Below are 26,296 nucleotides of genomic sequence, written 5' to 3'. Positions count from 1 at the left end.
ATGTTGCTGCGCCGGTATGAAATGCCGTGGCGTGGTCCCATTGAGGCGGCTGCCGCCCTGGCATGGATGCTCGCCGCCGCCATTTTTTACTTTCTGATACCTGATCATTTGCCACCGCGTGCGGGTTTTACTGCCATCTTTTTTTCAATACTCGTCGCGTTGATCCGCTGCCGGCAAGCCTTGCGCGTCGTACGTATTCGTGCCGCGTTGTCTGGCCGCGCGATGGAAATGGTGTCAATTTCCCGGTTGGCGACATGGACAGGTGATCCAGAACAGGTCGTGTTTGGGCTGGGCTTTATCTGGCTGCCGCTACACTCTCAGCGCCTCTACGAGCTGATCAAGATCGATTATCGCGCAATGACCATTTCTCCCTGGCTCATACGGGCTCTGGGATATCAGCCTAATCCACAATCCGACGCAGAGATTGGCCTACCCTGGATTCATGGTGTCGAGTCAGACGAGCGCTTGTTGATGCGGCCCTTGCAGAACTTTGAAGGTGGAACCTTGGTGGTCGGAACCACTCAGTCGGGCAAAGGGGTATGCCTTGGCTGGTTGATTTTTCAAGCCATCCGACGTGGCGACGTCGTCATTATTATTGATCCGAAAAATTCACGCCGCCTCAAGCGATTGGTCATGAAGGCCTGTCAACTGTATCGCGAGCCAGATAGCTTTCTTTGGTTTCATCCGGCCTTTCCGGAAACGGGTGTTCGTCTCGACTTCACGTTCAATTGGCAAAAACCTACCGAAGTCGCTTCCCGTATTCAGTCGATCATGCCGCCGGACACAGCCGGAACGTTCAGCGCATTTGGTTGGGACGCGGTGAATGTGGTCGTGCAAGGGATGGTGCAACTGGAGAGGCGCCCGAATTTGGCAAAGCTGAAGCAATATATTGAAGGAGGCGTCGAACCCATCCTGGAACAGGCGCTCGAGCGTTTTTATGAAGAGCTCCTTGGCATGCAGTGGCGTAGCACACCTGAGATGGTGCGCTTGCTGGATAAAGCACGGCGAGGACAGATCAAATCGCCGACCCCGGCCGCGAGTCATGAACTGTTGGCGTATGTGACGTACTACGATCACCACGTACATGAGGCTCGGCGTGATCCGGTGGTCAGTTCGCAAGTCCGGGTATTTCAGCATAACCGCGAACATTATCAAAAAATAACCGCCAATCTCTTACCGATCTTGTCCATGCTGACATCCGGCGATCTCGGGAAAAGCTTGTCTCCGGATCCTTTTGATGCGGACGATCAGCGTCCGATCATGAATCTGGAAAAGATCGAGCGCGCCGGACACGTCCTGCTGCTGTGTCTGGACTCGTTGCCAGATCCTTCCGTTGCAACGGCCATAGGCGCCATGGCGCTCGCCGACCTGGCGGCCCGCTCAGGAATTCGCTACAACCTGGGAGGGGAGCGGCGCATTTCCCTGTTTGTGGATGAGCTGTCGAACGTGATCAATCAGCCGTTGATCGAGATACTGAACAAGGGGGCAGAGGGAGGGCTGTATACCACGGCCGCGATGCAGACGATTGCTGACCTGGCAAAACGCCTTGGCAGCCAGGAGGCGGCACGCATGGCATTGGGGAACTTGAATAACCTCATCGCCTTCCGAACAAAAGATCAGCCCACTCAAGAGTTCATCAATGAAACACTAGGTCAGACCACCATCCATAACATGAAAGTGGGGCATAACACGGCCAGAGATGGCCATTTCACGGATTATACGGCGGTCGATTCAACGCAGTTGAGCGAGGAAGTCAACGAGTTGGTGCCGCCATCGATCCTGGGTAAGCTGCCCAATTTGCAGTTTTTCGCCTCAGTTTCCGGCGGCCATGTCTACAAGGGACGGTTTACGCTGATCGACCCTGGCGTGGACGATGCTAGCCTCGAAGAGAAGGAAAAGGGGGAGACATGCTGATTCGGTTGACGGCCATTGTTTCGCTGAGCGTGCTCCTGATTCTGGTGCTGTACTTGCCGTCAGCCTTTCCCCCGCAGCGATTTGTCGCGCAGATTCGCGCAGAACATATCGCCAGTGCTGATTGCTGGGGGAGTCCGTATGCACGCCGCGTGTTGAGCCGATTGTTTGAGTATCAAGCTGCATTGGCCATCGAACCGGCATCGGTTCCAGCCCACGAGGTGAAGGGGGATCCGGTCGCACAACCCATCGCCAATAGCCTGGGGCGGGTAAGTCTGCAGCTTTTTCAGAGCAGTTATTTCCGGTCGCTCGATACGTTGATCATGCTGGCGCTGTATCGACTGGCCGGCCTTGTACAGTGGTGGTCAACGTTCGTGGTGCTGATGACAGCCTGTATCGTGGACGCTTTGGTGCGCCGGCGAATTAAACGCCTGGAATTCGCCAGGCAGCACCCGGAGTGGTTCGCGGCAGCGATGGGGATAGCGATTTTTCTAGTTTGTCTGCTGGCTGTCGCGTGTGTGCTTCCTTTTCAATTGTCCCCGTTTCTGCTACCTGCCATGTTGTTCGTGGTCGCATGGCTGGCAGGACAAATGGCAGTGCACTATGCGTGAGCTTCCCAGTAATAGCCTTGCAGCCATCGCTACTCACCGAAGCGAAACTGGGTTAATCCAAATAGTCCACAAAAAGCGCGACTTTTTGGACAAACATTGATTCTGCGATGCGCTAGCATGATGTCGTACGTAGCCACTTTTGATTTCGAGTCGCCATGAATACTGAATATCGTCCGATACCATCCTCATCTTCTGTTCACAAGGCCGCTACGCATCGTTCTGCGGCCTCATCGACGGGGTGTGAGGAAACGGTCGGTACACTGGTATGGCTGGAGGAATTTCATCAGCTCGACCAGCTGTTCAACCATCATCACAATTGTTCGCCAAAATTGCGACATCCCGATCTGATTAGTGCTTGTATTGCGAGAGTTTTTGCGCAGCCGGAACCCGCCAAGCATATTTTTTCGTTTTTGCATACCCGAATGGTGTTGCGCGACCAATGCATGCCGCGTCGACAGGAGGAAATCTGGCGCGCCCAGTATGTATTGTTGCTGGCGCTGCAGAAGTCAGAAATGAACCGGCATCCCCATCCTCGATTCGATCTGGGACAGTTTACGACCGCGTGCATCGCCTTGGCCCTGCAAGAAGAGGGGGCGCACAGCAAAATATTTGAACAGGCACGGCGTAACATCGCCGAGCGAGCAATATCACATCTGCCATAAAGAGCAGATCGTAAGGCATACCGCAAACGGGTATGCGACCTGAAGTGACCTTGCCAGGCTGAAGCCAGGCTTACCCGATGTATACCCTCGATGGTCTGGCGCCTGCGCGCGCCGGTGGATCAACGCTTTCGGGTTTATGCCTGCTCTTTGCCATGGAACGGTCTCTTTCGTGCTTTATAGCGATCCTTGTCGTTTGTCCGGGTTCTGCCTGGGCTTGCTGGGATCAAGCCGCCATTCGTCACAATGTGCCGGCAGCGCTGCTTTATGCGATTGCTCAAGCGGAATCGTCACTGGATCCGAACGCAGTCAATCGCCGCCATCTGCGCCAAACCGGTACCGTGGATATCGGTTATATGGGGGTCAATTCTGATCCACGGGTCCTGCGTAATTTGGGAGTGACCGAGCAAGACTTGCATGAGCCCTGTAAAAACATTCATGCTGGTTCCCGCATTCTCGTGGAAAAGCTGCACAGGTACGGCAATACCTGGGAGGCGATCGGTGCGTACAACGCCTCGTGTACCAAACTGGATGAGGCCCAATGTCAGGCTACGCGCACCCGCTATGCCTGGCGCGTATATGGCTTTCTCACCAATACCAGGCCGCCGGCAATACGCCGCGCTACGCCGCGGGGCAAGTACCGGACGCAGAAAAGTACGCGAGCTGAATCGGTCGTTCCAACGCAGCCTTCTTTGGTGGCAGTGGGGCTGACATGAGACGCTCTGTTGCTCATGCCGCACTCGCCGCCACGGCAATGGCTGTAGCCAGCTTGCTGATGGCCTCCTGCGCAAATGTGCATACCCAGCCACAACCTGCAGGACTGCCTTCCCGCACAGCCACGCCTGGGTCCCACTTGCAGCACATCACCCAGCTTTACTACGGTAGACAGGCACGCTATGGCCTGTGTATCGATCCAGCTTGCCCTACGCGCACGTCCAAGACGCTGGCAAGACGGGATGTACACATTGAAGAGGTGCCGCACACCACGATCGCGGCAGTCAGCACCCAGCGGACACTGGCTGGGAGACCCGTGGGAACCGATGCAGCGAACGAAAATGATTTGTCCGATGTCACTGAACTGACGGTGTACTTTGCGCCGGGCTCTTCCCGCATCGATAGAGCGGCCCAACACATTCTGCAGCAATTTCTCACGCTGGTGCAGCCAGCGTCCCATATTCGTATCGCTGGCAGAACAGACAACACCGGAACGCCGGCCCTGAACGATGCCATCGCACACCAGCGCGCAGCCAGGGTCGAGCGCTATCTGCGCCGCCATCTGCACGTGCCTGGAGTTCAGCTTGAGGTGGAAAGCAGCGGTGCTTGCTGTTACGCCGCCGCCAACGCGACCGAAACGGGTCGCCAGAACAACCGGAGGGTAGAGCTCAGCCTCACCGCCGACGCACCTCGGCAGGTGCAGAGATGAGAACCCCAACTCACCTGATCAACCTGACTTCGGCATGGGGAGCGTGCCGGCCGGGCACGATCGCGTGGCAATGTCCCGTCCGTGGTCCTCCTAGGCTGCCATGCCGCATCACCTAGCCGCCCGCACAGACAGTTTTAGGTAATTTTCTTCACGATCACGATTGGAATGCACATGAACACCCTGCAATACGTCACAGTTCTCCCTTTCAAACAACACTGCAAGCGGCCGCTTGGCCTGCGCGTCTCCACTACGGCCAAGGTCCTGGCACTTCTGACCCTGATCACCCTGGGCCTGCTCGCTGCGATCCCCGTCACCGCCATCGACCTCGTCGCGTTCACCGGCATCACCGGCCCGTTGACGTCAGCACTGACGCAATTGGCCGCACTGGCACCCGGCGTGAAAGCACTGGTCGGCTTCATCGGCTTCGTGGTGGCCCTGATCTCGCTGTCCGCCCTGCGTAATTTCAGTCCGGTGCTGTTCTTCATCGGCTTGGCGATTTTCGGCTCGGTCGGGTTGGTCATTGGCGGCGCCATTATGGGCGCCACGATCTGAACCAGGCTGGCGCAGACACCGCACATAGAGAAAAGGAGGACGCCATGGAAGCCGACACCTATATTCCGCGGCGGCTAGACGACCAATGGAAGATTGGCCTATGGGACTTTGATGTCGCCTTTCCCGTCCTCCTTTCGATCTTTGTCGGCTATCTGGCCAGCAGCAAACTCGGATTTTTCCTCGCGGTCTGCGCCGGCGTCGCTGTGTCGCGCTGGCTCAGCCGTAAAAAAGCGGACAAGCATCCGGCCTTTGTACTGCACTGGGCGTACTGGTACCTGCCTGTCAGCCCGTTGACGTCCATGCGCTCGACCCCGCCTTCGCATATCCGCAAGATGGTTGGGTAGGACCAAGGAGAGCACCGTGAAACTGGAAACCTATCAGGATGACCTGGGCGCTCTGCGGCGCCGCGTATTTGACCAGCGCCTGGCCATTGGCATCCTTTCCGTTTGCCTGATGCTGGCGTTGACCATCATTGTCCGCATCGCGGGCACGGAACGCACTGTCATTGTGCCGCCGGCTATCAATAAAACGTTCTGGATCGAGGACGGCAAGGCCAGCAACGACTATCTGGTGCAGATGTCCGGCTATATCGCCTACCTGATGCTGGACGTCACGCCGAAGTCCATCGAATGGAAGAAGGACATGCTGCTCAGCTGGTGCCTGCCGGAGAACGCCGGCAGCATCAAGACCCGCCAGGATCTGGAGGCGGCAAGACTGAAGAAGCTCAATGCGAGCACCTACTTCCAGATGCAGCAGCTGGTGCCGGACGAAGAAACGCAATCGGTGACGATGACCGGCTACCTCAAAACCCAGGTGAACGGGGCCAATACCTCTGACAGCCTCAAGACCTACCGTGCAGACTTCGTCTTCCGTGGCGCGCGCGTGCATTTGAAAGATTTTAAGGAGTTGAAAGATGGAAAACCGGATACTGCCACTGGCGTGGCTGCTGCTGGGGCTCGTTGAGCTGCCCGCCTGGGCCGACCAGATCAGAGAGGTCAGGGACGGCGCCGCCATCGAGGCGGTCATCGCCGCACATGAACCGACGCGCATCCGCATCGAGGGCGGCAAGATCATCGACGTCGTCGGCAACATTTATTCAAGCAGCAACTGTGCGTCCAAACCTGCCGACGCCAGCCTGCCCGTGGCGCCAGGTGCCGGCACGACCGTCAATCCCGGCGGCCAGCTGTCGCTTGCCTGTGACCTGGCCAAAGGCGAAATCTATATTCAGCCGGTGGGCACTGCTGCCAAGCCGATCAACCTGTTTATTTCTTCCGCCACGGCGACCTACACCTTGCGCCTGAACCGTGCGGAGGTTCCTGCAGACACCATCGTGATCTCTGACAAGTCGGCCAGACGCCAGGTCAAGGCAGCCAATGCCGGCGGAGTGGCGCCGGGGAGGTCCGCCACATTCATCCGCTCCCTGAAATCGATGCTGATGTTCATGGCTTCCGAGCAGGTGCCAGACGACGTCCGGATGGAAGAGCGCGACGAAGCGCGCCTGCTGTGGGCGGAAGCAGAAATGAAGCTCATCCGCCAGTTTGAAGGCCGTGGCCTCATCGGCGAGACCTATGCGCTCAGCAATATCAGCGGTGCGCCGCTGGTACTCGCAGAACAGGAATTTGACCGCGATGATGGCGATGTCCTGGCCGTCGCCATCGACAACCTCAACTTGCGTCCGAACGAGAGCACGCGGGTCTACGTCATTCGGGCAGGGGAGTGAACCGCCATGCGTATCATGCAAACATTGAAATCGCTCACGGCCCGGCTCACGCCCAAGCAGCAGCAGTACCTGGCCGCCGCCAGTATCGTGACAGCCTGCATTGGCGTCCTGTGGGCGGTACTGGCCTATTCCGAGTCCGGCAGCCCCGCCCGGCAGCTTCCCAAGTCGACCGACAAACGCGCCACCGTCAATGTGGATGATGCCAGCATGATGGTGCCGGGCCAGATCTCGCCGGAAGACCAATGGGTCGGCAATGCCGGCAAGAAGCTGGCCCAATATGACAGTGACAAGGAAGCGCAAGACAAAATCAACAGCGATCGCAAGGCCGTCGAAGCAGCCTTGCTCAAGCGCCTGGCGGATCTGGAAGCAAAAACGGCCGCCACGGCAGAACCAGCGCCGCCACCAGCGCCGCCCGCGCCCGTCACGCCGCCCATTCCCCAGCCATCGGCGCCGGCTCCGTCGCAGTACCCTCCCGGCACGCCACTCGGTGGCAACGCGCCGCCAGGACCACCTGCCACCGACGTACCCAGTGGCAACACCGGCTTACTGCGGCCAAACGAGCCACCGGAGACGCTCGCCCCCATGATCCGCGTCTCCCTGGGCGCAGCGACAGACTCCAGCGGGAACACCGGGGCCGCCAAGGAGGCCGGGGCCAATGTGGTGAAACCAGTAAACACGCTGGACGACTTTCTCCCAGTCGGCGTCCTGCCGGGAGAACTGCTCGGCGGGATCGATGCGCCGACGGGCGGCCAGGCGCAAAGCAATCCGCTGCCGGCACTTATCAAGATTTCAGCCGCCGCCATCCTGCCGAATCAGTTCCGCGCGGACGTCAAGGAATGCTTTGTGGTTGCCTCCGGCTATGGCGACATCAGTTCCGAACGCGCGTACCTGCGCACTGACGTGCTCTCCTGCATCCGCTACGACCGCTCGGTGGTCGAGGTCAAGATCGAGGGCAACATCTTTGGGGAGGATGGCAACCTGGGGCTGCGCGGCACGCTCGTCTCCAAACAGGGGCAGCTGCTGGCCAATAGCCTGCGCGCCGGCATCGTCAGCGGCATCGGCCAGGGTTTTGCACAAGGCAACAGCTCATTTACGACTTCGCCGTTTGGCACCCTGTCGACGACGACCGGCGGCACCGGCGATCAATTCCGCCGTGGCATTGGCAGCGGCATGGGGAGCGCGCTCAACAACCTGGCCAACTATTACATCCGGCTGGCCGAACAGACGTTTCCCGTCATCGAGGTGCATGCGGGCCGCAAAGTGGACGTGGTGCTGACGCGCGGCGTGCGCATTCCCGCGCGGCCCATGTCACGCAGCGACGCGGACCGGCAGGATCAGCTTGGCCTTGCCGAGCGCACGATGGAGGTTCCCAATGAAGATGCTGACTAGACTGGCCCTCGCCGCACTCACCTGCGCCGCCACACTCGGTGCCCACGCCAGTACGGCCGAGGACACACTGCTCGCCGCGCTGAAGCGAACCTATCCCGGCACGGCCTTTGATATGGTCACGGCGACACCGATCCCCCACGTCTTCGAGGTGTGGATGGGCGACAACGTCGGTTTTGTCGCCGATACACGCCCTGACTACATGATCTTTGGCCGCCTGGTCGATCTGCGTGCCATGCGCGACCTGACCGCACCGAAACTGCAGCAGCGGAGCAACGCCGCCAGCCCGGCAGCACCGACGGCAGCGGCTATCGATGTCCGCCAGCTGCCGTTGACCGATGCGATCGTCTCCACGCAGGGCAAGGGCGAACGCGTCCTGTATCTCTTCACCGATCCACATTGTCCGTATTGCCGCCAGCTCGAACCGGAACTGGCGAAAATCCCGAACCTGCGCATCTACAACTTCATGGTGCCGTTCCAGGACCAGGTTTTACCTTTGCGCATCTGGTGCGCTGCCGATCGCATCGCTGCCTGGCGCAGCGCCGTCAGCGGCACGTTGGACGGGGAGGGCGCACCAGCCCAATGCGCCCATCCGCTCGACCGCAACCTGGCCCTGGCCAGCAAATTGACCATACAGGGCACGCCGACCTTCTTCTTTGCTGATGGCGCACGGGAAACCGGTTTTATCAGTGCCAGCGAGATCGAGGTCCATCTGGCGCAAGCCGCGTCCAGCCGCCAAGCCACCAAGAACCCCAAGGAGTAATCATGCAGCTGATTCCATCGAATTCATTCCGCGTCAACAACCTGTCCGCCGCAGCGGTTTGCCTGACGTTCCTGGCCGGGTGCGGCGACATGACAGGCCTGGGCGGCAAGTCCGAATATGCCTGCAAGGCGCCGGAAGGCGTGCAGTGCAACTCCGTATCCGGCAATTACTACAACTCGTTGACATTGGGCGGCGGCGCGGCGGCCAAAGGGGCAGCTGCCAAGGGCAGGCCACCTGCAGCCCCGCGCAGCATGTACACGATGGCCAAAGCGGCCTCCAGCGGCAGTTCCATGCAGGGACTGCCTGCGTTCGAACCCGCCGCACTGCGCTCGCCGCCGCGCGTCATGCGGCTCTGGATCAAGCCGTGGGAGGACAGCGACCATGATCTCCACGATCAGTCCTTTGTCTACCTGCAGACAGACTCTGGCCGGTGGCAGATCGCCCACGCGCAGCGGCAGATCCGTGATGCCTTTGCTCCCCTGAAACCGCCCGCACCTCAGCAGGCGTCATCTTCGGGTACTGCGTCTCCCTCTGGACAGACCAACTCCGGCGCCGAAACACGGCCAACCTTGCCGCCAGCGGGAGCGCTTGCCGATCCTCCCATCGGGACCGTCACGACGGTTCCAGAAGGCGCGCCGTCTCCAGCGTCGGCGACAAGCCAATAGCGGTATTGCATTCAGAGAGGACAAATATGCTCAAGTTCTTCACGTCAGAAAACGATGGCGAAGGGATCCGCGCTGGCCTCTGGGATCTGTTTGGATTAAGCCGAGGTGAGGCGTTTTCCAAGGATCAGTTTTCCAGCTGGCTGCCGTACGGTCCCTATGTCGACAGCGAGCACCTGTTCATCAATCGCCATCACCGGCTCGGCTTCATGCTGGAACTCATGCCCCAGGCCGGCGCCGACGAACGTATGGTGGAGGTGCTGCAAAGCCTGTACACCAACTGTCCCGCGAACACGGGTGTGCAATTTCATCTGTTTGGCTCGCCGGACATCCGCGCCCCGCTGATTCAATATGCCAACATGCGCATGGAAGACGAGGATCAATATGAAAACTCGCAGCAGTGGGGCCGGCCGGCTCGGAACAGTAACCTGTACCGCCAGCTGGCACGCCAGCGCGTGCAACATCTGCTGGCCGGGAGCCAGAAATCCCTGACCAAGGGATTTCATTTTACGCTGCGCGACTTTCGACTGATGATGAGCGTCACGGTGGACGGACGCGCCGATGATATCGGCCAGCGCGAAGCGGCGATCAGTTTGCGCGACTCGATGGCAAGCACCCTTGACGCCGCCTCTATACCCAGCAAAGAATGCGATGCGGCCGACTTAATCAACTGGTGCGCACTGTTCACCAATCCGCACCGGCTCACAGATGGTTTCATCCCATGGATTCACTACGATGAGGGAAGAGAACTGCGGGATCAGATTGTGGACTTCGATACCGTCCAGGAGCCGACCAACGAAGGCATCCGGTTTTCGAAGCCAGGCAAGCCGCAGCAGGTGGAAGCACGCTTCTTCTCCATTAAATCGTTTCCGGGACGTTTTCCCCTCTGGCAGATGGGTGCGCTCATCGGCCACGCCATGCAACCGGCACTGCAGTACCGTGCGCCGTTCCTGCTCACCATGGGCGTGCACATCCTCGATACGAACACGACGCGGACATTGATTACGGCGAACCATATCCGCGCGACACAGAACGCGGCCAGCAAGATGGCCGCCATCATGCCGGACGTGCAGAAGAAGCAGGAAGACTGGAGTGCCGTCGCCAACGCCATGGATGTCGGCGGCAACCTCGTCTCGATGTACCACCAGCTGGCCATTTTCTGTCCGCCCGCCGAGGCGACGGCGGCGGCGGAAGCGGCCAGGGCCATCTGGCGTGCAAGCGGCTTTGAACTCAATGCCGATGTGTACATGCACCGGCAGGCGCTGCTGGCGAGCTTGCCCATGACCCTGACGCCCGCATTCCACAACGACATGAAGAAGATGAAGCGGGTGACGCGCAAATCCATGGCGAACGCCATCCATCTTGCACCCCTGCTGGCGGAATGGAGAGGAACCGACACGCCAACGCTCATCTTCGCCGGCCGCCGCGGCCAGCTCGTGACGCTGGATCTGTATGACAACGACCTGGGCAACTACAATTTTGCCGTCGTCGGCGCTCCAGGTTCAGGCAAGTCCGTCACCCTCAACGAGATAGCCTGGTCATACCGTTCCGGCGGTGCGCAAGTGCGCCTGCTTGATCTCGGGCGCTCATTCGAGAAGCTGTGCAAGAAAGCCAATGGCACGCATGTCGAGTTCAGCGCTCGCTCGAAGATCATTTTGAACCCGTTTACGGCGGTCAATGACATTCACGAAGACATCGATATGCTGTTGCCCGCCCTGGCGAAGATGTGTTCCATGAGTCAGCAATTGCAAGAAGTGCAATACAAGGCAATTTCTACAGTCCTGCTGAAGCTCTGGAAATCATATGGCAATGATCTGACGATCACCGCTTTGCGCGACGAATTCAAGAGCGGCAGTATTGCCGAACTCGAAATCAAAGAGGATGACCGCATCCGCGATCTTGCCATCATGCTCAATCCATACTCGAAGGACGGGCAGTACGAACGCTTCTTCGAGGGCAAGAATAACGTCGACTTCTCGAATGACTTCGTCGTGATCGAAAACGAAGAACTCAAACGCAAGCCAGATCTGCATGCCGTCGTCAATATCCTGCAGATGTACCAGATCACCGGAGAGATGTACCTGAACCGTGATCGCAAGAAGCTCCTGATCATCGATGAACTCAAGCAACAGCTTGGAGAGATCGGTGCGGACGACCCGGTCAAGGCCGCCGTGGTGGAAGAAGCAGCCCGGCGTGCGCGCAAATACGGCGGTGCACTGGGCACCGCGACGCAGGGTGCCGATGATTATTACGGTTCGGTGCAAATGACGGCCGCTTTCAACTGCTCCGACTGGGTTTTCCTGCTGCGGCAAAAACCGGAGTCGATTGAAATCCTCGAAAGCAACAAGCGCATCGTCATGGATGCGGCCAAAAAGCGGCTACTTAAATCGCTACGCACCGAGGCCGGCGCCTTTGCGGAAATGTACGTCTCGTCGCCGATCGGTGAAGGCGTCGTACGCCTGGTCATTGATCACGCCACACAGCTGCTGTTCTCGAACAAACTCGCCGATAACAAGCCGATCGACGCCCTGCGCGCCCAAGGCTACTCCATCGACGAGGCCATCGCCCGGGTACTGGCCGACAGGGGACTCCAATGAGAATCATGTTGATCAATATCCTCGTATCGGCCTGCTTCGTGGCGATCGGCATTGCGGCCTATGACCGGCTGGTGCTGCGGCCGATGCTGGTCATCGGGGTCGTCGACGCGGCGAACGTCTTCAATGCAAAACAGGAACAGTACTTCAAAGCCATGACGACCAGCCGTACCGACATGGAACGGCGGCAGGCGATATCCGATGCTGAACGATTCGTCCCCCGTTTTGCTGCTGCGTTGGCGCAATTGCCGCAAGAGTGCGCATGCCTGGTGGTCGACAAAACGGCGGTGATCGGCAGCCGCGCAACATTGATCGATCTCACTCCATTGCTCAGAAAAAAGGTAAAGCTGTGACCCACGATTTCTTTCAGCATGTGCGCAGACGCTGGTATCTGTACCTGGTGCTGGTCGTGATCTGGACACTGGCCTATGTGCGTCTGTTTATCGATGCCACACCGCGCTTGCCTATTCTGTTTAACGTGACCCCCAGCTTGCCCTACACGGTCGCAGTGGTCGACTACCGGGCGGACGGCATCCGTCGCGGAGATTATGTGGTCTATGCATTCGAAGGGGCGGCGTACCGCGTCTTCCCCGGCCTGTACCACCAGCCGTTCTTCAAGATTGTGCGCGGCGTGGCCGGCGACAAAGTGACCGTCCGGGATCGCCATGTTTTCGTCAATGGCGAGGAGGTCGGCATTGCCAAGACCCATACCACCGTTAAACACCTCCGGCTCGAACCCATCGCCGAGACCGTGATTCCGCCCTCGTATTTTTATGTACAAGGCACCAGCCCGGACAGCTTCGATTCACGCTACAGCATCAATGGCCTGGTACACGTCGACGCGGTCCTGGGCGTCGTCATTCCGATCTTTTGAAGGAAAAGCAAATCATGCCATTACCTGAACCCGCACCCACGACACGGGGTTTTCACTGCCTGCCATGCGGTGAGCTGACCAGGCGGATTTTGTCCGTCCTGTTGCTGGCCAGTGGCCTCATGGGAGCATTGGCCGAGGCCGAGGAACTGGCCGCGATCGGGCCGACGTATCCGATTGCCGAGCAAAACCTGCTCGACATGATCGCCCAGCGCCTGCGTGCGCTGGAAAAGAGCGGCCAGTTTCACGCACTGCAGGAGCAGGCGATCGCCAAAGGCAGGGCGGCCGTGGCCAATCCGGCCCCTGTCGCTGGTTTGACGCCGGCGAAGGAACCACGAACTCTGTATGTTGACCCCACCTATGTGCTCGACAAGAACATCCTCGATGCACAGGGTCACGTTTTGTTCCCTGCAGGCACCCGCACCAATCCGCTCGCGATCACGTCCATGTCGAAAAAGCTGTTGTTTTTTGACGCTCGCGATCCTGCACAGGCAAGGATGGCGCGCAGCCTGCTCCAGCGCGATGGCGCGCGGATCAAGCCGGTACTCGTCGGCGGTTCGTATCTGGAGCTGATGAAACAGTGGAAAACGCGGATCTACTTCGATCAGCAGGGCAGATTAGTAGGGCGCTTTGGCATCCGGCATGTCCCGGCCTTGGTCTACCAGGAAGGCATGCGCCTACGCATCGACGAAATAGTGGTGGCCAGATGAGCCTACTAAAACACACCATCGGTCTGATCCTGATCCTGCTCCTCATCGGGGCAGGCCATGCCCAGGCGGCGCCGGTCGGAACCTGCACTGGCGCCTTCCCGAACCCGATCACGGATATCTGCTGGTCATGCATCCTGCCGATCTCCCTGGGCAGCGTCACCGTGGGCAACCTGGGCGGCCAGGAAGACACGGCCAATCCGTCCAGTCCGATCTGCACGTGCAAAGTCAATCCGGTGATCGGCCTGTCCATCGGCTTTTGGGAGCCCGTGCGCCACGTGGAAGTGGTGCGTAAACCTTTCTGCCTGGTGTCCCTCGGTGGCATCGATCTCAATCCGGGCATCCCTGCGCCGGAAGCCGCCCGGGCCACGGACGCAGGCGGCGCCCAGGATGCCTTCTACCAGGCGCATTTTTATGTCAATCCGGTCATGTACTGGCTCAAGGCGGTCGCCGATTTCCCCTGCCTGGAAGCCGGCTCCTTCGATATCGCGTACATGACCGAGGTCGATCCATTGTGGAACGATGATGAGCTCACCTTAATTATCAATCCGGAAACGGTCCTCTTCGCCAATCCCGGCGCCGTCGCCGCCTGCGCTGCGGACTGCGTTGCTGCCACGGCGGGATTTGGCCGCTCGGAATTGTTCTGGTGCGCCGGCTGCCAGGGAGGTCTTTTCCCGCTCGATGGTCACGCGGCCTACCACGTGGGCGGGGTGCGCACCGCCGAATTGATGATGCAGCGCCTCACCGCCAAGATGCACCGCGAGCTGCTGACATGGGGCATGCATGGCCAGAAAGGGCTGTGCGGTCCGTACTTCCTGCCGGAAATGGACAAGACGGCCTACAAATCCCAGCTGACGTATCCGATTCCGGCCACTGACAAGGAACTGGGCAAATGCTGCCAGCCTTTTGGTCGCACCACCATCGCCTGGGGAGCGGGCAAGGAATACCCCGTGAAAGGCGAAGATTTTGCGTTTATGTTATTTCGAAAAAGGAACTGCTGTGTTGGCTACTAATCCGATCCAAGTGCCCTCTCCGGGCGCCAGGCCTGCTGCGCTGCGTGCCATGGCAGGGCTAAGTGCACTGTTCCTGGCCCAGGCAGTGGCGGCGCAGGCGATACCAACGATCACCGACGCGGACATCGAACGCGCCAAAAAGCTGCAGCCGGTCATCACCGAGCAGGATATCGCCCGCGCGGTACGGGCCAATCCCATGCCGCAAGACCCGTCGCCAGGGCCAACTTCCACTACGCCACGGATGCGGATTGACGCCTTGCCGCAGCCTCGCCCAACGCCACCCGTCGATCTGGGCGCCATTGCCAAAGGCTACGAAGCGGCATCTAACCCAATCGCGCTTGCCCCGTTGAACGGCGACCGGCTGCTGGTCTTTGTGACCTTCGCCATGCCGGAAGCTGCGCTGCACAAGCTGGCAATGCAAGCCGCGCAGCTGCAGGCGACCCTGTTACTACGGGGGCTGGACGACGGATCATTGGTCAAAACCGTGGTGCATGTCCAAAAAATCATGGGCGAGCGCAAGGTGGCATGGCAAATCGATCCGCAGGCATTTGACCGTTTTATCGTACGCCAGGCGCCGACCTTCGTTTTACTGCGGGCCGGTGCACCCGCCCAGGCCTGCGGGGCAGGGAGTTGTTTCGCGCCGGATGCTTATGTTCGCGTCGCCGGCGACGTCTCGCTTGAATACGCGCTCAAAACCATCCAGCAACGCGCACCGCGCTTTGCCGATAGCGCCGGCCGCTTCCTGGAGAAGATGAGGAAATAGCCATGCGCCGTTTGATCGCCCTGACGACCGCCTGCTGCTTGAGCAGCATGCTGCCTGCCATTGTCCTGGCGCAAGTCAACCAGGACCTAGCTGCCGCCACGGCCGCCAACCAAGCGGCCCGGGCCAGCGTCACCACCCAGAGCGCCACTGCCCACGTGCCTGGCTATACGCTCACGCCTCCCGAAACCGTCTACCACGGTAAGAGTAACCTCAAAAGCGATGCCAATACTCACCTGGCGGCCTGCGCCCTGACGCCCGGCGACCCGGCCTGCGCTGCGCAAGTGGGTGCCCTGAACTCGGCCAACGCGCCGCGCCCGCCCGTGCTGGCCACCGATCCGGCTATCGCCGCCGCGCAAGCCATCGCCCGCGATCCCTTGAGTGCCGAGTCGGCGCTGGCCGCGTACACCACCGGCTGTCCTGCCGGCGCCACCTGCGCACCCAAGACGTTTTGTCTTGGCACGCAATGTTTCAATACTAGCTATACGAATGACGTCGATTTTGCACAGGTCATGACTTACATGGAGGCAGTGCGCGAGGCCGGCGTCTATCTCGATCCGAAGACCATGACCTTGTTCAATGGGGAAGGCAATACCTGCCGCAACCGGCTCCTCAAAAACTGCTGCTATACGGATGGCGCCGGGGCCCACTTTACTAACCAATCCCTGTTTGGTATCGGCTCGCGCCTGGTATTCGACATCCTGATGAACAGTGGTAACCGGGAATTTGTCACGCAAGGCGCCAAGGCATTGCTGATCAGTGGCGGCTTTAGCGGCAGTTATACGACGTTTGGTGTGACGGTGGCCGTCAATGGCACGGCGCTGCCGGCAGGTTCCATCACGCTGGCCACCACGGAACACCTGGCGATCGCGTTCAATCCCTGGAGCCTGGCGATGACTGCGGTGATGTACATCGCGGTCTCGATGATGTCCTGCAACGCCGGCGAGGGCAAGCTGGCGATGAAGGAGGGCGCCCAGCTGTGCCACACCATCGGCACCTGGTGCAGCTCCTGCATCCGGGTATTAGGGAAATGCGTGGCGTGCATCGAGCACACGACCTCTAAATGCTGTTTTAACTCGCGCCTGGCCAGGATGATCAACGAACAGGGGAGGGTGCAGCTCGGCATGGGCTGGGGAGCACCAAAAAATCCTGCCTGTTCTGGCTTTAGCGTGGATCAATTGCAAAGCATCGACTTTGCCAAACTCGATCTGACCGAGTTCTATGCCTCGATCGTGCCGACGCTGCCCAACGTGGCGGCACTGAAGGATGCTGCCGCCCAGCGTGCGCCAGCCTGTTATCTGGGGAGAGGGAAATGCTGAATCGAACCACGACGCGCAGGGTGTCGCTTGCCCTTTGCTCTGCCATGCTCTGCGCCGCAACCTGTGCGGCTCCGGAAACCACACCCCGCGTGGCGGTGAACGATCCGAAAGTACTGATGTTGGCGGCCATCGATGCACCAGACGGCCGTGCAGCCGGCATGCTGACGGGAGACCTGGCGGACGCGATCACCAAGCGCTTTTCTGCCTCCTCTGCGATCTTCATGGATGTCACGACACTGGTCCGCTACGCCCAGGACGGTTGCCGCCGGCTCAACGTCCGCTTTTGGCAGGAAGGCGTCAGGCTCGCGGCAGGGCAGGCACCAAACAAGCAAACGATCGATATCGGCATCAATTACTGCCGCAATGGCCAGCCGCCCGCCAATCTGCGCCTGGAGAAAGCGCCATGAGAAAGTATCCCTACTGTCTGGCAGCGCTGCTCGCATGCGGAGCCGTACACGCCCAGGTTCCCGCCAGTGGCCCGGCATTAGGCCACGCTGCTGGCGCGCAGGCCGATGTGCGGCGTGGCTGGCATTTCTATGACGACCCGGCAATGCACGAACCGCAGAAGGAAGTAGTAACGCCTGCGCCGGTCGCGCCGCTAAAGCCTACCACGCCGCAGCCGCCGCCTGAAGTCAAGGCGCTGCGTGAGTTGCAACTGCAGCTGGAACAGCTCAAGGCCGTCGCCGTCATGAGCCCGACTGTCGCCAATGTGCGCCGCTACATGGAGCTCGAATCGAAGATCGTCAGGAATGCCTCGCTGTTTGCCGACCTGTCGCAGAAAGTGGCGTGGGCCAATCCGGACCTGGACCCCACCACGCAAGGCCGCCCCGTGAATGCCCAGGCGCTGGAGGTATTTGAACAGGTGCAGATGCAGGAGAGATATTCCGCCCTCGCCAACATCGGGAGCGACCACATCCTGATGTTCTTCTTCCGTGGCGATTGTCCGTACTGCCATGCCTATGGGCCGGTATTGCGGGCGTTCTCCACGAAATACCGTATCCAGGTGCTGCCGGTCAGCCTGGATGGCGGCGCGGTGCCGGGCTTTACCAATGCCCGCACCGACAACGGTACCGCCGCCACGCTCAACGTCAAGCAGGTTCCGGCGCTTTTTTTGGCACAACCCATCACCGGCAAGATCATGCCGGTCGGTTTTGGTGTGCTGTCGGAAGGCCAGCTGGTGGAACGGATCGACGCCTTGTGGCCGCGCGCCGCAGAAGCCGTCGAAGCGCCGCTGACAACCAATTACCCATCTCGTTAAGGAGTTCATCATGCCTATGCGCAAACTCATCATCGCACTATCCCTGTCCACCAGTACCCTTTATAGCCATTTGGCCTTCGCCGGTGACCTGAATGCCGAAGTCAACAAGATGTTCAACGACCTCGGCGCCATCGGCAACTACTCGGCGCCTGGCGCCTTCCGTGGCCAGGTCTACAACACCTATAGCGGCGGCAGCCTGATGCTGCGCGCGCCGAACAAGACGTATCAATTAATGGCAATTAACTACCCGACGGCCAAAGCCGGCTGTGGAGGCATTGATCTTTTCGGCGGCTCGTTCTCCTACATTTCGGCGGCCGAATTCAAGAACATGCTCAAGAACGTCACCTCCGCGCTGCCAGGCGTAGCGTTTCAACTCGCGCTCGAATCGGTGTCCCCGATGCTCGGCGGTATCACCAAGTGGACCAAAAACCTCGAATCGATGATGACGAATGCACAAATCAATTCCTGCAACACCGCCAAATCCCTCGTCTCGTCGGCCGCCGAGGCCACGGGATTCAGCTCCAGCAAGGCCTGCGAGGACATCGCCGTCTCGCTGGGCCTCGAATCGGACTATGCCGCCGCAGCCGTCCGCTGCAAGTCCGACAAGGGCTCCATTCTGGATACCGCGCGCAAATCCTCCGATCCCCTGGTCAAAAACAAGGCGCCGTTCGTCGGCAACCTCACTTGGGAATCGCTCAAGCTCGCCGGCAACTACCTCGACGACAAAGAGCGGGAAATGATCATGAGCATGGTCGGGACCGTTATTTTCTATTCGGACGGACGAGACCCGAATCCGATCGCACCGACCTTCACATCGATCTCCCAGCTGCTCTATGGCCAGTCGGATGCGGGGGGCGGCAACGTTTACCAAACGGTTCTGCGCTGCAACAACTACACCAACTGCGACCAGGTCACCATCGACCCCGAGTACGTCCATACCCCGTTTACAGTCAAGGTCGAAAAGCTGATGCGCTCGATCGCCTACAAAATCGAGACGCGCACACCGATTCCCAACATGTCGCCGGAGGTCGGTTTTGTGAATCAGACCAGTGAGCCTGTATACCGCATGCTGTCGATCGGCGCATCGTTTCCTTCTGCCAGAGCCAATGAGCAGCTGATTGCCACGTATCGGGATGTGATTGCCGCGGATTACGCCTACATGTTTCTGGAGAAAAACCTGCGGTTGGGGATGCAAGCTCTGGAGAAAGACTTTACTTTAGACATGAAACAGCAGGGGAGAGCCCAAGAAATCCGGCTGCGCGCCAAGGACATGCTGGCCCAATTGTCTCGCGAAAAGACCCTCGTCTACCAGAAGGTGAACTCCCTCACGGAGGTGTCCAACGACCTGGAACACCTGGAACGGCATATTCGCGCGAATATTCCGCAGCATGTGCTTGATATGTTAGGTCGCCGGGCAGCCTACATGCACTGATGACCGGAAAACGAGGAGAAATATTATGTGGGAAATTTTTGCTTATCAAAACTCGGATAGTTTGTACGGACTCATGAACGCGGTTGCTGCCATGGTCGGCGCCAATACCTACCGCAATGCGCTTGGCATCACCGTCGTGTGTGGCTTCGTGTCTGCCCTTGTTGGCTATGCTTTCGCTCCGGAAAAGATGGTGGGCTGGAAGTGGCTCGCCTCGGTAGTCCTGGTATTTTCAGTACTCGTGGTGCCGAAGGTGACCGTCGGCATTGTCGACAAGACAGGAGGTTCGGCCGAAGTCTTCGTTAACAACGTACCGTTCGGCCTGGCGGTGCTCGCTTCGCTGACCAGTACGGTCGGCAACAGCCTGACAGAACTCGAAGAGGCGGCCATGCAGGTGATCCCGGGGCCGGCCGGCATGCCGGATAAGCTGAGCTATCAGAACAATGGACTCATGTTCGGCAGCCGGCTGGTGCGCGAAACGTCCAAGGTCGTGTTCCAAAGTCCGTACTTCAGGAACGATTTGATTAATTTTCTGCACCAGTGCACGATGTACGATCTGGCCTCGGGCTACCTGTCACCGGAAGCATTTGCGACCTCTGGTGACGTTTGGGCGCTCATGGGTGATCCCAATCCTGCCAGGTTTACCGGCGTCACGAATGCGGCCGGCACGGCGGAGTTGCTTCCCTGTCCGCAAGCATATACCAAGCTATCGGCAAAGATGCCTGCCGAAGTACAGCGTATCCAGGGCACACTGGCATTCCGAATGAATCCGACGCTACCCGGACCGGTCGCAGCGGCGCTGATCGCAGACCAGGTTCAGCAGGCTTATATCAAAGCAAGGATCGCGGACGCCTCGGCCACAGCAGCCGATATCATCCGCCAAAACGCACTCATCAATGCGGTGAACGACACCAGCCTTCTGGCGAGCCAAAAGGTCAACGATCCGGCCACCATGATGCTGGCTATCGGCCGCGCGCAGGCGGTGGCACAGACCAATGCGGCATGGATCAACGCTGGAAAAGTAGCCGAACAGGCACTGCCTGTAATCCGCAACGTGGTCGAAGTGGTGGCATACGCCATGTTCCCGCTGATGATCCTGCTCCTTATGCTGGCTAACGGCAAAGATACCGTGGCCGGCTTCAAGAACTATGCGTCTGTGCTGATTTGGATCCAGCTTTGGCCGCCGTTGTATGCCATCCTCAACTACGCTGCGACCATGTATGCAATGCGCGACCTGGCCGCAGCCGCTAATGTTGGCAACGGCGTCAACGCCCTGTCGCTGACAACGTCATCAGACATTTTTTCCACAGCGATTTCCGGCGAAGCAGTGGTCGGTTACATGACGCTGAGTATTCCTTTCATTGCCTGGGCCGCTCTCAAGCGCATGGAAAACTTTGGCACCGCGCTCATCGATGGCACGCGCCTGCTGCAAGGAAATGTGACCACTGCCACCAATTCGGCGGCAACGGGCAACGTATCCATGGGAAATGTGGCCATGGATCAGATGACCTTGGCGCCTGTCCGCTCTTCACCGTTCTTCAGGAATCGGCAAAACGATCTTTCAGGAAATAGCTACACATCCAACGCATTGTCTGGTCTGACTGCGGTTAAGGCGTTGGCCAATGAAGGACCAGTATCCAGAACAGTGGAGGGGAAGGTCACGGAAAATCATGTCGCAGCTGCCACTCAACAAGTATCCGCAGCCGAGTCGAAAGCTGTCGCAGCAACAAGGGACAAAGCTGCCGCCTTCTCGAATGCCCTGCTGCATGTCGACGGAACTAGCGTTACAACGAATCGGTCTAAAGGTGTCACAAGGAACAGTATTGAAGAATTTGGCGCGCGTGCGCAAGAACTAAAGCAAATTGCCAACGTAATTGGGAAAGCCGTGGGGGCCAGCGAGCAACAGGTTGCACACGTAGCTTTTGGGGTAGCAGCGGATCTCAACATTGGTACACCGCAGGTCGGTGTAATTCCTGGCAGCAGATTTGCAATAACAGGCCGTGGCGGAAAACAGTACTCCGCTTCCATAGACAAAAAAGAAACGGAGATCAAAAATTATCTCAGTAACGACGAAGTTTCCAAGTTTAAGGATTGGGCAGAGACACTTGGAAAGAATACCAGTCTATTGAACTCCGTTACTTCTGATCAACGGACAGCCACCGAAAATGCATCCCGAATCACACAGACGGTTGCGACTTCGGCGCGTGCAGATGCGACGTTGCGTGAACAAATAAACTATGCGACTACTATATCGGCAGCGCATTCACGTGGTGAATCTTTTAATCTTGATCTGGCAAAGGATCCGAAAAATATCCAACTATTTGAGTCACTTTTGTCACACAACCAGAATAGTGCCTCCGCCAAAATCATTATCGATTCGTATCTTGGGAGTATTGCAAACACACCCATATTGCCAACCACGAACAGCAAACTTCCAAACTCATTTGAATCAGTAAGAGAGGCGTATCGGAACATGAAAGAAAATCCATCACTGCATCCAGACATCGACAAGCAGCATCAGGCTAACAAATCACGGAGCCATTCGAAAAATCCAAATAATTCTGCAAACAGTACTGAAAACCACGATGGACCGACTCTACCGGTAGAAGGACAAGATTGGATGGCAGCAGAGCGAGCTAGAATTGAAAAAACGCCTACGCAAGTTCAGTCAGATGTAGAAAAAATAGACGAAAAAGCCGAGGCGGAAAAAAATAAAGCGCAACAAAAATTTAGAAACGACAGTGGAATTGTCGAGACGTCGTCTGGCAACGTGTCATCGAACAAATCGTTGTTCGGCAAGGCGAATAAACAAGTTACCGAGGATCCAGACATCGTTATAGGAGGAATAAAAGAAGTTGGAGTCAAAGGTTTTAAAAAAATGAAAGAAATTTTTAAGAAGCGATAATTTTATTGCGGTTCTCGCATGAGGCATTGGGGGTCTAAGGCAGGATCTCCATTTTCGTCCAATCGATAGGCTGGATTGCTAAAGTATTTAGTTCCACTATATTCATATTCATTCGCATCAATGACTAAATGCGACGAATTAAAGTGATCCTCTTTGGGGATTTTTTCATGAATAAATGCAATCAAAAAAATTATCCAATATAAAAATAAGAGCGTAACAAATCCCATAACTGCAACCACAGCAATTAACACTAAATTTTCGCCAAAGCTCAACAAAACTCCGATTATTGCACCGGCAATTCCACAAAGAAACATTTGTTTCATTTCTTTCACGATGACCTCGAAAATATGTGTTTATATATATTAGCAAAAACAAAGAAATTATCAAGGGAGGGGGATTCCCATTATGAAATTATTGCATATGACTATTACTCTAATTTTCGCATTTACGGTTTCATCGGTGCAAGCGGTTGCACTCGCACAAAAGCCCACAGACGACTCAGTCTGCGATTTGTCGACGATGACGACGTATAGATTGTCCCAACGAACTTTCGTCGAAGCACGCACGCGAGACGAGAACGTTATTTACGCTCGGCTAGCTCTTCGGTTTATAACAAGTCATTGTAAGAATGGCCAGGTCTTGCTGCTCCATTCTGAGGATGGCATCGCTTTCGACGATCAATATTTTCGGGTAGTTACTGCTCAGTTATGTAGTGTTTCCAATGTCACGCGAGAAGCAGCGAGCACGCAAGAATATCCTCAGGCTTTTGTTATGCGCTGCCCAATCTCAAAGCTCAAAGAAGCCACCGCCGCATTAGCCGAAATGGAAAAAACAAAACCGACGGAGGCCATGATCGAGGAAGGCGCGCCTATGCACAGTGCACAGCCCAACCGGAGAGAAGAAGAAAAAAAAACGTGTGGTGACAAGATGACCTGGGAAACTGTCGTACTGGGTTGGGGGGGCAGTTGTCGCTAACTTATCGCGCCTAGCCCCCAAGGAAACGCCATGGAAAATAAAGACGATAAGAGTCAAGCTGAACTGCAGGCCGGCAATCTCGCACTACTTATGTTGGCCGAGATGCGCGAACAACGCGCGGGATTCAGGGAAGAACGCCTGGCGCTTGAACGGGATCGAAAATTTGCGCGCCGCCTCACCTTGACGCTGAAGTCGTTGCTCGTTCTCATTCCACTCCTGTTCGGCCTGTACTTTTTCATGCAAATGTTGCAGTTTAAAATAGGTCCCTTCGGCCCGGTCATAGGCATAGTGCACATCGAAGGCGAGATCGCTGCAACCTCACTCGCGTCCGCAGACAAGATCGTGCCGGCCCTGAAGCGGGCGTTTGAGTCCAGCAACGTTACGCAGATAGTTCTGGCGATAGACAGTCCCGGCGGCGCTCCCGTCGAGGCCGAGCGTATCGGAAGCGCGATTCACTCTTTCAGGAAAAAACACCCGAAACCGGTAGTGGCGGCGATCAGCAACGTCGGCGCATCGGCTGCCTACATGATTGCCTTGCACGCCGACAAGATCATCGCCGGGAAATACAGTCTGGTGGGATCGATCGGCGCCATCATCGCGCCATGGCAACTGTCGCGTGCGCTGGACCGCCTGGAGATCTCGCAGCAGGTATATGCATCCGGTCACCTGAAGGCATTCTTGAATCCGTTCACACCACCTAGCCAGGACGCGCAAGCCAAGGCGCAGGATTTGGTGGACCGGGTAGGGCGAACATTTTTGCGCGAACTAGAGGAACGGCGCGGCCGCGCCCTGAGGCACGACGTCAACTACGCCAGCGGGGAAATCTGGAGCGGGTTAGAGGCAAAGGAAATCGGCCTGATCGATGCCATCGGCACGGTGGATGACTTCGTGGATGCTCAAAAGGAGGGGACTGCATTCAACTTTGGACCACACCCTGGCGGATTTGGCCAAATGGGGGCCCTGATCTCAACCTCGCTCATTTCTTCGCTCGACGACATCATCGCGAGGCAGAGGTTTCAGCTCAGGTAGAGGAGTGAGAGCGGAGGTGCAATTCAGTACGGTATGCAATCCATGTCAAGCAAAAATACGGCGCAAATTGGCTAGCTTTCTTGTGGCCGATACTGCCTTCACACGAGTAAGCTTGAAGAATCATGGAAAGATATCAAGCCTACAGGTTCGAGTTGAGACCAACCGGCGAACAGGAGCGCGCCATGCGCCGCTTCGCCGGTTCTTGCCGGTTCATCTACAACAAAGCCTTGGCTCTGCAAAAAGAAAATCACGCAGCCGGCAACAAGTTCATCGGCTACGTGGCCATGGCGAAGCACTTGACCAGGTGGCGCAATGGTACGCAAACGCCGTGGCTGAAAGCCGCGCCATGCCATGTATTGCAACAAGCTTTGAAAGACCTGGATAGAGCATATAAGAATTTCTTCGAGAAACGGGCCAACTTCCCCAGATTCAAGCGCAAAGGTAGCAGGGATTCCTTTCGTTATCCAGATCCAAAGGAGTTTAAGCTCGATCAGGAAAATGATCGCATCTGTCTATCCAAGATGGGGTGGCTGCGTTACCGCAACAGCCGCGAGGTTCTCGGCGAGTTGCGTTATGTTACCGTCAGCCGCTCGTGCGGCAGGTGGTTCGTATCGATCATGGCCCGCCGCGAGGTCGAATGTCCCGTGCCCACGGCGGCGATGGCGATCGGCATCGACGTTGGCATCGCCCGCTTTGCCACCCTGAGCGACGGCAGCTTCATCGCGCCGCTCAACAGCTTCAAGAAACACCAGCAGCGCCTGGCACGCTACCAGCGCCGCATGAGTCGAAAGGTCAAATTTAGTTCCAACTGGAAAAAGGCGAAAACGCGCGTCCAGAAAATTCACACCCGCATCGCCAATGCCCGGAGAGACTTCCTGCAAAAAACTACCACGACAATTTGCCGAAATCACGCGCTCGTCTGCATTGAGGATTTGCAGGTACGGAATATGTCCAAATCGTCAAAGGGGTCGGTTGCACAGCCAGGCAAGAGGGTGCGTCAGAAAGCCACGCTAAACCGCGCCATTCTCGACCAGGGATGGGGCGAGTTTAGACGGCAGCTGAACTACAAGATGCAATGGAGTGGCGGCATGCTGCTTGCCGTGCCGCCGCACCACACTAGCCAGACGTGCCCGACTTGCCGGCACGTATCAAAAGACAATCGGCAGACCCAGGCGAAATTCCTATGCGTCAATTGCGGCTACGCAAATCACGCCGATGTAGTTGGAGCCGCAAATGTTTTAGAGCGGGGGCAACGCTTGTTAGCCTGTGGAGAGATGGCGCAGTCAGGCCGCTCGAAGAAGCAGGAACCCATCGAAGCGCTTCGCAACTCATCGCGCCGCGCCGTAGAAATCCCCGTCCTTTAGGCGGGGAGGATGTCAATAGCCAACATCACGCGCTTGTTTGCATTGAGGATTTGCAGGTACGGAATATGTCCAAATCGCCGAAGGGATCGGTTTCACAGCCAGGCAAGAAGGTGCGCCAGAATTCGGGGCTGAACCGTGCGATCCTTGATCAGGGCTGGGACGAATTCAGGCGGCAACTCTCCTACATGGTGGAATGGGACGGTGGCACGTTACTGGCCGTGCCACCGTACCACACCGGCCAGACGTGTCCGGCTTAGGGGGCGACGGGACGGGAACGGCGCGTACGTCACCGCTTCAACAACAATCTGCTCGCGATCCTACAAAAGCCTCATTTCAAGCGATTTGTGAGTGTCTAGTGAATTCGTGGTAATTCGCATGGAATTTA

The 26,296-nt window shown here is 57.6% G+C and carries 27 protein-coding genes and 1 pseudogene; 27 read left to right on the top strand and 1 reads right to left on the bottom strand.

Annotated features, from left to right (window positions below; genetic code table 11):
* The 23 genes from traD (at nucleotide 1) to KO538_RS15435 (ending at nucleotide 22,543) form a co-directional block, all read left to right on the top strand.
* Complete coding sequence (gene traD, locus KO538_RS15545) at nucleotides 1-1,914, top strand: conjugative transfer system coupling protein TraD (protein ID WP_219328910.1); 1,914 nt, start codon at nucleotides 1-3, stop codon at nucleotides 1,912-1,914.
* The gene (locus KO538_RS15540; protein WP_219328858.1) at nucleotides 1,908-2,522 is read left to right on the top strand and encodes a DUF4400 domain-containing protein; all 615 of its coding nucleotides are present in this window, start codon (nucleotides 1,908-1,910) and stop codon (nucleotides 2,520-2,522) included. The genes traD and KO538_RS15540 overlap by 7 nt, the downstream gene beginning before the upstream one ends.
* Nucleotides 2,523-2,677: 155 nt before the next feature.
* On the top strand, nucleotides 2,678-3,184 hold the full coding sequence (locus KO538_RS15535; protein WP_219328857.1) for a hypothetical protein: 507 nt from the start codon (nucleotides 2,678-2,680) through the stop codon (nucleotides 3,182-3,184).
* A gap of 77 nt (nucleotides 3,185-3,261) precedes the next feature.
* Nucleotides 3,262-3,897 (top strand): lytic transglycosylase domain-containing protein, encoded by a 636-nt coding sequence (locus tag KO538_RS15530; protein WP_219328856.1) that lies wholly within the window; start codon nucleotides 3,262-3,264, stop codon nucleotides 3,895-3,897.
* A gap of 137 nt (nucleotides 3,898-4,034) precedes the next feature.
* Complete coding sequence (locus tag KO538_RS15525; protein WP_219328855.1) at nucleotides 4,035-4,604, top strand: OmpA family protein; 570 nt, start codon at nucleotides 4,035-4,037, stop codon at nucleotides 4,602-4,604.
* Between the two features lie 171 nt (nucleotides 4,605-4,775).
* Complete coding sequence (locus tag KO538_RS29415; RefSeq protein WP_257620386.1) at nucleotides 4,776-5,156, top strand: hypothetical protein; 381 nt, start codon at nucleotides 4,776-4,778, stop codon at nucleotides 5,154-5,156.
* A 44-nt stretch (nucleotides 5,157-5,200) separates the two neighbouring features.
* Nucleotides 5,201-5,500 (top strand): type IV conjugative transfer system protein TraL, encoded by a 300-nt coding sequence (gene traL, locus KO538_RS15515; RefSeq protein WP_092804423.1) that lies wholly within the window; start codon nucleotides 5,201-5,203, stop codon nucleotides 5,498-5,500.
* 16 nt (nucleotides 5,501-5,516) lie between these two features.
* The gene (gene traE, locus KO538_RS15510; RefSeq protein ID WP_099411757.1) at nucleotides 5,517-6,119 is read left to right on the top strand and encodes a type IV conjugative transfer system protein TraE; all 603 of its coding nucleotides are present in this window, start codon (nucleotides 5,517-5,519) and stop codon (nucleotides 6,117-6,119) included.
* Nucleotides 6,070-6,876, top strand: a complete 807-nt coding sequence (locus KO538_RS15505) for a type-F conjugative transfer system secretin TraK (RefSeq protein ID WP_219328854.1) — start codon at nucleotides 6,070-6,072, stop codon at nucleotides 6,874-6,876. The genes traE and KO538_RS15505 overlap by 50 nt, the downstream gene beginning before the upstream one ends.
* Before the next feature lie 6 nt (nucleotides 6,877-6,882).
* Entirely contained in the window at nucleotides 6,883-8,265 is a 1,383-nt protein-coding gene (locus KO538_RS15500; protein ID WP_219328853.1) for a TrbI/VirB10 family protein, read from the top strand.
* Nucleotides 8,249-9,025 carry a DsbC family protein gene (locus KO538_RS15495; protein WP_219328852.1) on the top strand — a complete coding sequence of 259 codons (777 nt, stop codon included), beginning with the start codon at nucleotides 8,249-8,251 and terminating at the stop codon, nucleotides 9,023-9,025. The genes KO538_RS15500 and KO538_RS15495 overlap by 17 nt, the downstream gene beginning before the upstream one ends.
* 2 nt (nucleotides 9,026-9,027) lie before the next feature.
* Nucleotides 9,028-9,690, top strand: a complete 663-nt coding sequence (locus KO538_RS15490; RefSeq protein WP_219328851.1) for a TraV family lipoprotein — start codon at nucleotides 9,028-9,030, stop codon at nucleotides 9,688-9,690.
* Between the two features lie 26 nt (nucleotides 9,691-9,716).
* Nucleotides 9,717-12,284: a type IV secretion system protein TraC gene (gene traC, locus KO538_RS15485; RefSeq protein WP_219328850.1), complete on the top strand. Its 2,568-nt coding sequence runs from the start codon at nucleotides 9,717-9,719 to the stop codon at nucleotides 12,282-12,284.
* A gap of 5 nt (nucleotides 12,285-12,289) precedes the next feature.
* Complete coding sequence (locus KO538_RS15480; protein ID WP_257620385.1) at nucleotides 12,290-12,634, top strand: hypothetical protein; 345 nt, start codon at nucleotides 12,290-12,292, stop codon at nucleotides 12,632-12,634.
* Nucleotides 12,631-13,155: a conjugative transfer signal peptidase TraF gene (gene traF, locus KO538_RS15475; RefSeq protein ID WP_374106856.1), complete on the top strand. Its 525-nt coding sequence runs from the start codon at nucleotides 12,631-12,633 to the stop codon at nucleotides 13,153-13,155. Before KO538_RS15480 ends, traF (KO538_RS15475) begins: the two co-directional genes overlap by 4 nt.
* A 14-nt stretch (nucleotides 13,156-13,169) precedes the next feature.
* Complete coding sequence (gene traW, locus KO538_RS15470; RefSeq protein ID WP_219328847.1) at nucleotides 13,170-13,862, top strand: type-F conjugative transfer system protein TraW; 693 nt, start codon at nucleotides 13,170-13,172, stop codon at nucleotides 13,860-13,862.
* The gene (traU, locus tag KO538_RS15465; RefSeq protein ID WP_219328846.1) at nucleotides 13,859-14,872 is read left to right on the top strand and encodes a conjugal transfer pilus assembly protein TraU; all 1,014 of its coding nucleotides are present in this window, start codon (nucleotides 13,859-13,861) and stop codon (nucleotides 14,870-14,872) included. Before traW ends, traU begins: the two co-directional genes overlap by 4 nt.
* The gene (gene trbC / locus KO538_RS15460; RefSeq protein WP_219328845.1) at nucleotides 14,862-15,635 is read left to right on the top strand and encodes a type-F conjugative transfer system pilin assembly protein TrbC; all 774 of its coding nucleotides are present in this window, start codon (nucleotides 14,862-14,864) and stop codon (nucleotides 15,633-15,635) included. The genes traU and trbC overlap by 11 nt, the downstream gene beginning before the upstream one ends.
* Nucleotides 15,636-15,637: 2 nt before the next feature.
* Nucleotides 15,638-16,951 (top strand): conjugal transfer protein TraN, encoded by a 1,314-nt coding sequence (gene traN, locus KO538_RS15455; protein WP_219328844.1) that lies wholly within the window; start codon nucleotides 15,638-15,640, stop codon nucleotides 16,949-16,951.
* Nucleotides 16,945-17,358 (top strand): hypothetical protein, encoded by a 414-nt coding sequence (locus KO538_RS15450; RefSeq protein ID WP_219328843.1) that lies wholly within the window; start codon nucleotides 16,945-16,947, stop codon nucleotides 17,356-17,358. Before traN ends, KO538_RS15450 begins: the two co-directional genes overlap by 7 nt.
* Complete coding sequence (gene traF / locus KO538_RS15445) at nucleotides 17,355-18,209, top strand: conjugal transfer protein TraF (protein WP_219328842.1); 855 nt, start codon at nucleotides 17,355-17,357, stop codon at nucleotides 18,207-18,209. The genes KO538_RS15450 and traF (KO538_RS15445) overlap by 4 nt, the downstream gene beginning before the upstream one ends.
* A 10-nt stretch (nucleotides 18,210-18,219) precedes the next feature.
* Nucleotides 18,220-19,641, top strand: a complete 1,422-nt coding sequence (locus KO538_RS15440) for a conjugal transfer protein TraH (RefSeq protein WP_219328841.1) — start codon at nucleotides 18,220-18,222, stop codon at nucleotides 19,639-19,641.
* Nucleotides 19,642-19,666: 25 nt separating this feature from the next.
* Nucleotides 19,667-22,543 (top strand): conjugal transfer protein TraG N-terminal domain-containing protein, encoded by a 2,877-nt coding sequence (locus tag KO538_RS15435; RefSeq protein ID WP_219328840.1) that lies wholly within the window; start codon nucleotides 19,667-19,669, stop codon nucleotides 22,541-22,543.
* Nucleotides 22,544-22,545: 2 nt separating this feature from the next.
* On the opposite strand, the gene KO538_RS15430 is transcribed toward KO538_RS15435, so the two are convergent.
* Nucleotides 22,546-22,875: a hypothetical protein gene (locus KO538_RS15430; protein ID WP_219328839.1), complete on the bottom strand. Its 330-nt coding sequence runs from the start codon at nucleotides 22,873-22,875 to the stop codon at nucleotides 22,546-22,548.
* A 73-nt stretch (nucleotides 22,876-22,948) separates the two neighbouring features.
* Here KO538_RS15430 and KO538_RS15425 point away from each other — a divergent pair, with 73 nt between their 5' ends.
* The 4 genes and pseudogenes from KO538_RS15425 to KO538_RS29410 all read left to right on the top strand — a co-directional run.
* On the top strand, nucleotides 22,949-23,518 hold the full coding sequence (locus tag KO538_RS15425; protein WP_219328838.1) for a hypothetical protein: 570 nt from the start codon (nucleotides 22,949-22,951) through the stop codon (nucleotides 23,516-23,518).
* Nucleotides 23,519-23,548: 30 nt separating this feature from the next.
* Nucleotides 23,549-24,547, top strand: coding sequence for a S49 family peptidase (locus tag KO538_RS15420; RefSeq protein WP_219328837.1), 999 nt, complete (start codon nucleotides 23,549-23,551; stop codon nucleotides 24,545-24,547).
* 122 nt (nucleotides 24,548-24,669) lie between these two features.
* A complete protein-coding gene (locus KO538_RS15415; RefSeq protein ID WP_219328836.1) occupies nucleotides 24,670-25,911 on the top strand; it encodes an RNA-guided endonuclease TnpB family protein in 1,242 nt (413 codons plus the stop codon).
* Nucleotides 25,912-25,928: 17 nt separating this feature from the next.
* Nucleotides 25,929-26,162, top strand: a pseudogene (locus KO538_RS29410) (RNA-guided endonuclease TnpB family protein); the annotation flags it as partial.
* Nucleotides 26,163-26,296: the final 134 nt, after the last annotated feature.

This window comes from Janthinobacterium sp. NKUCC08_JDC (assembly GCF_019345575.1).
GTDB lineage: Bacteria > Pseudomonadota > Gammaproteobacteria > Burkholderiales > Burkholderiaceae_D > Janthinobacterium > Janthinobacterium aestuarii.
Note: the sequence above shows the minus strand (reverse complement) of the source record. Positions and strands in the feature narration are given on the sequence as shown.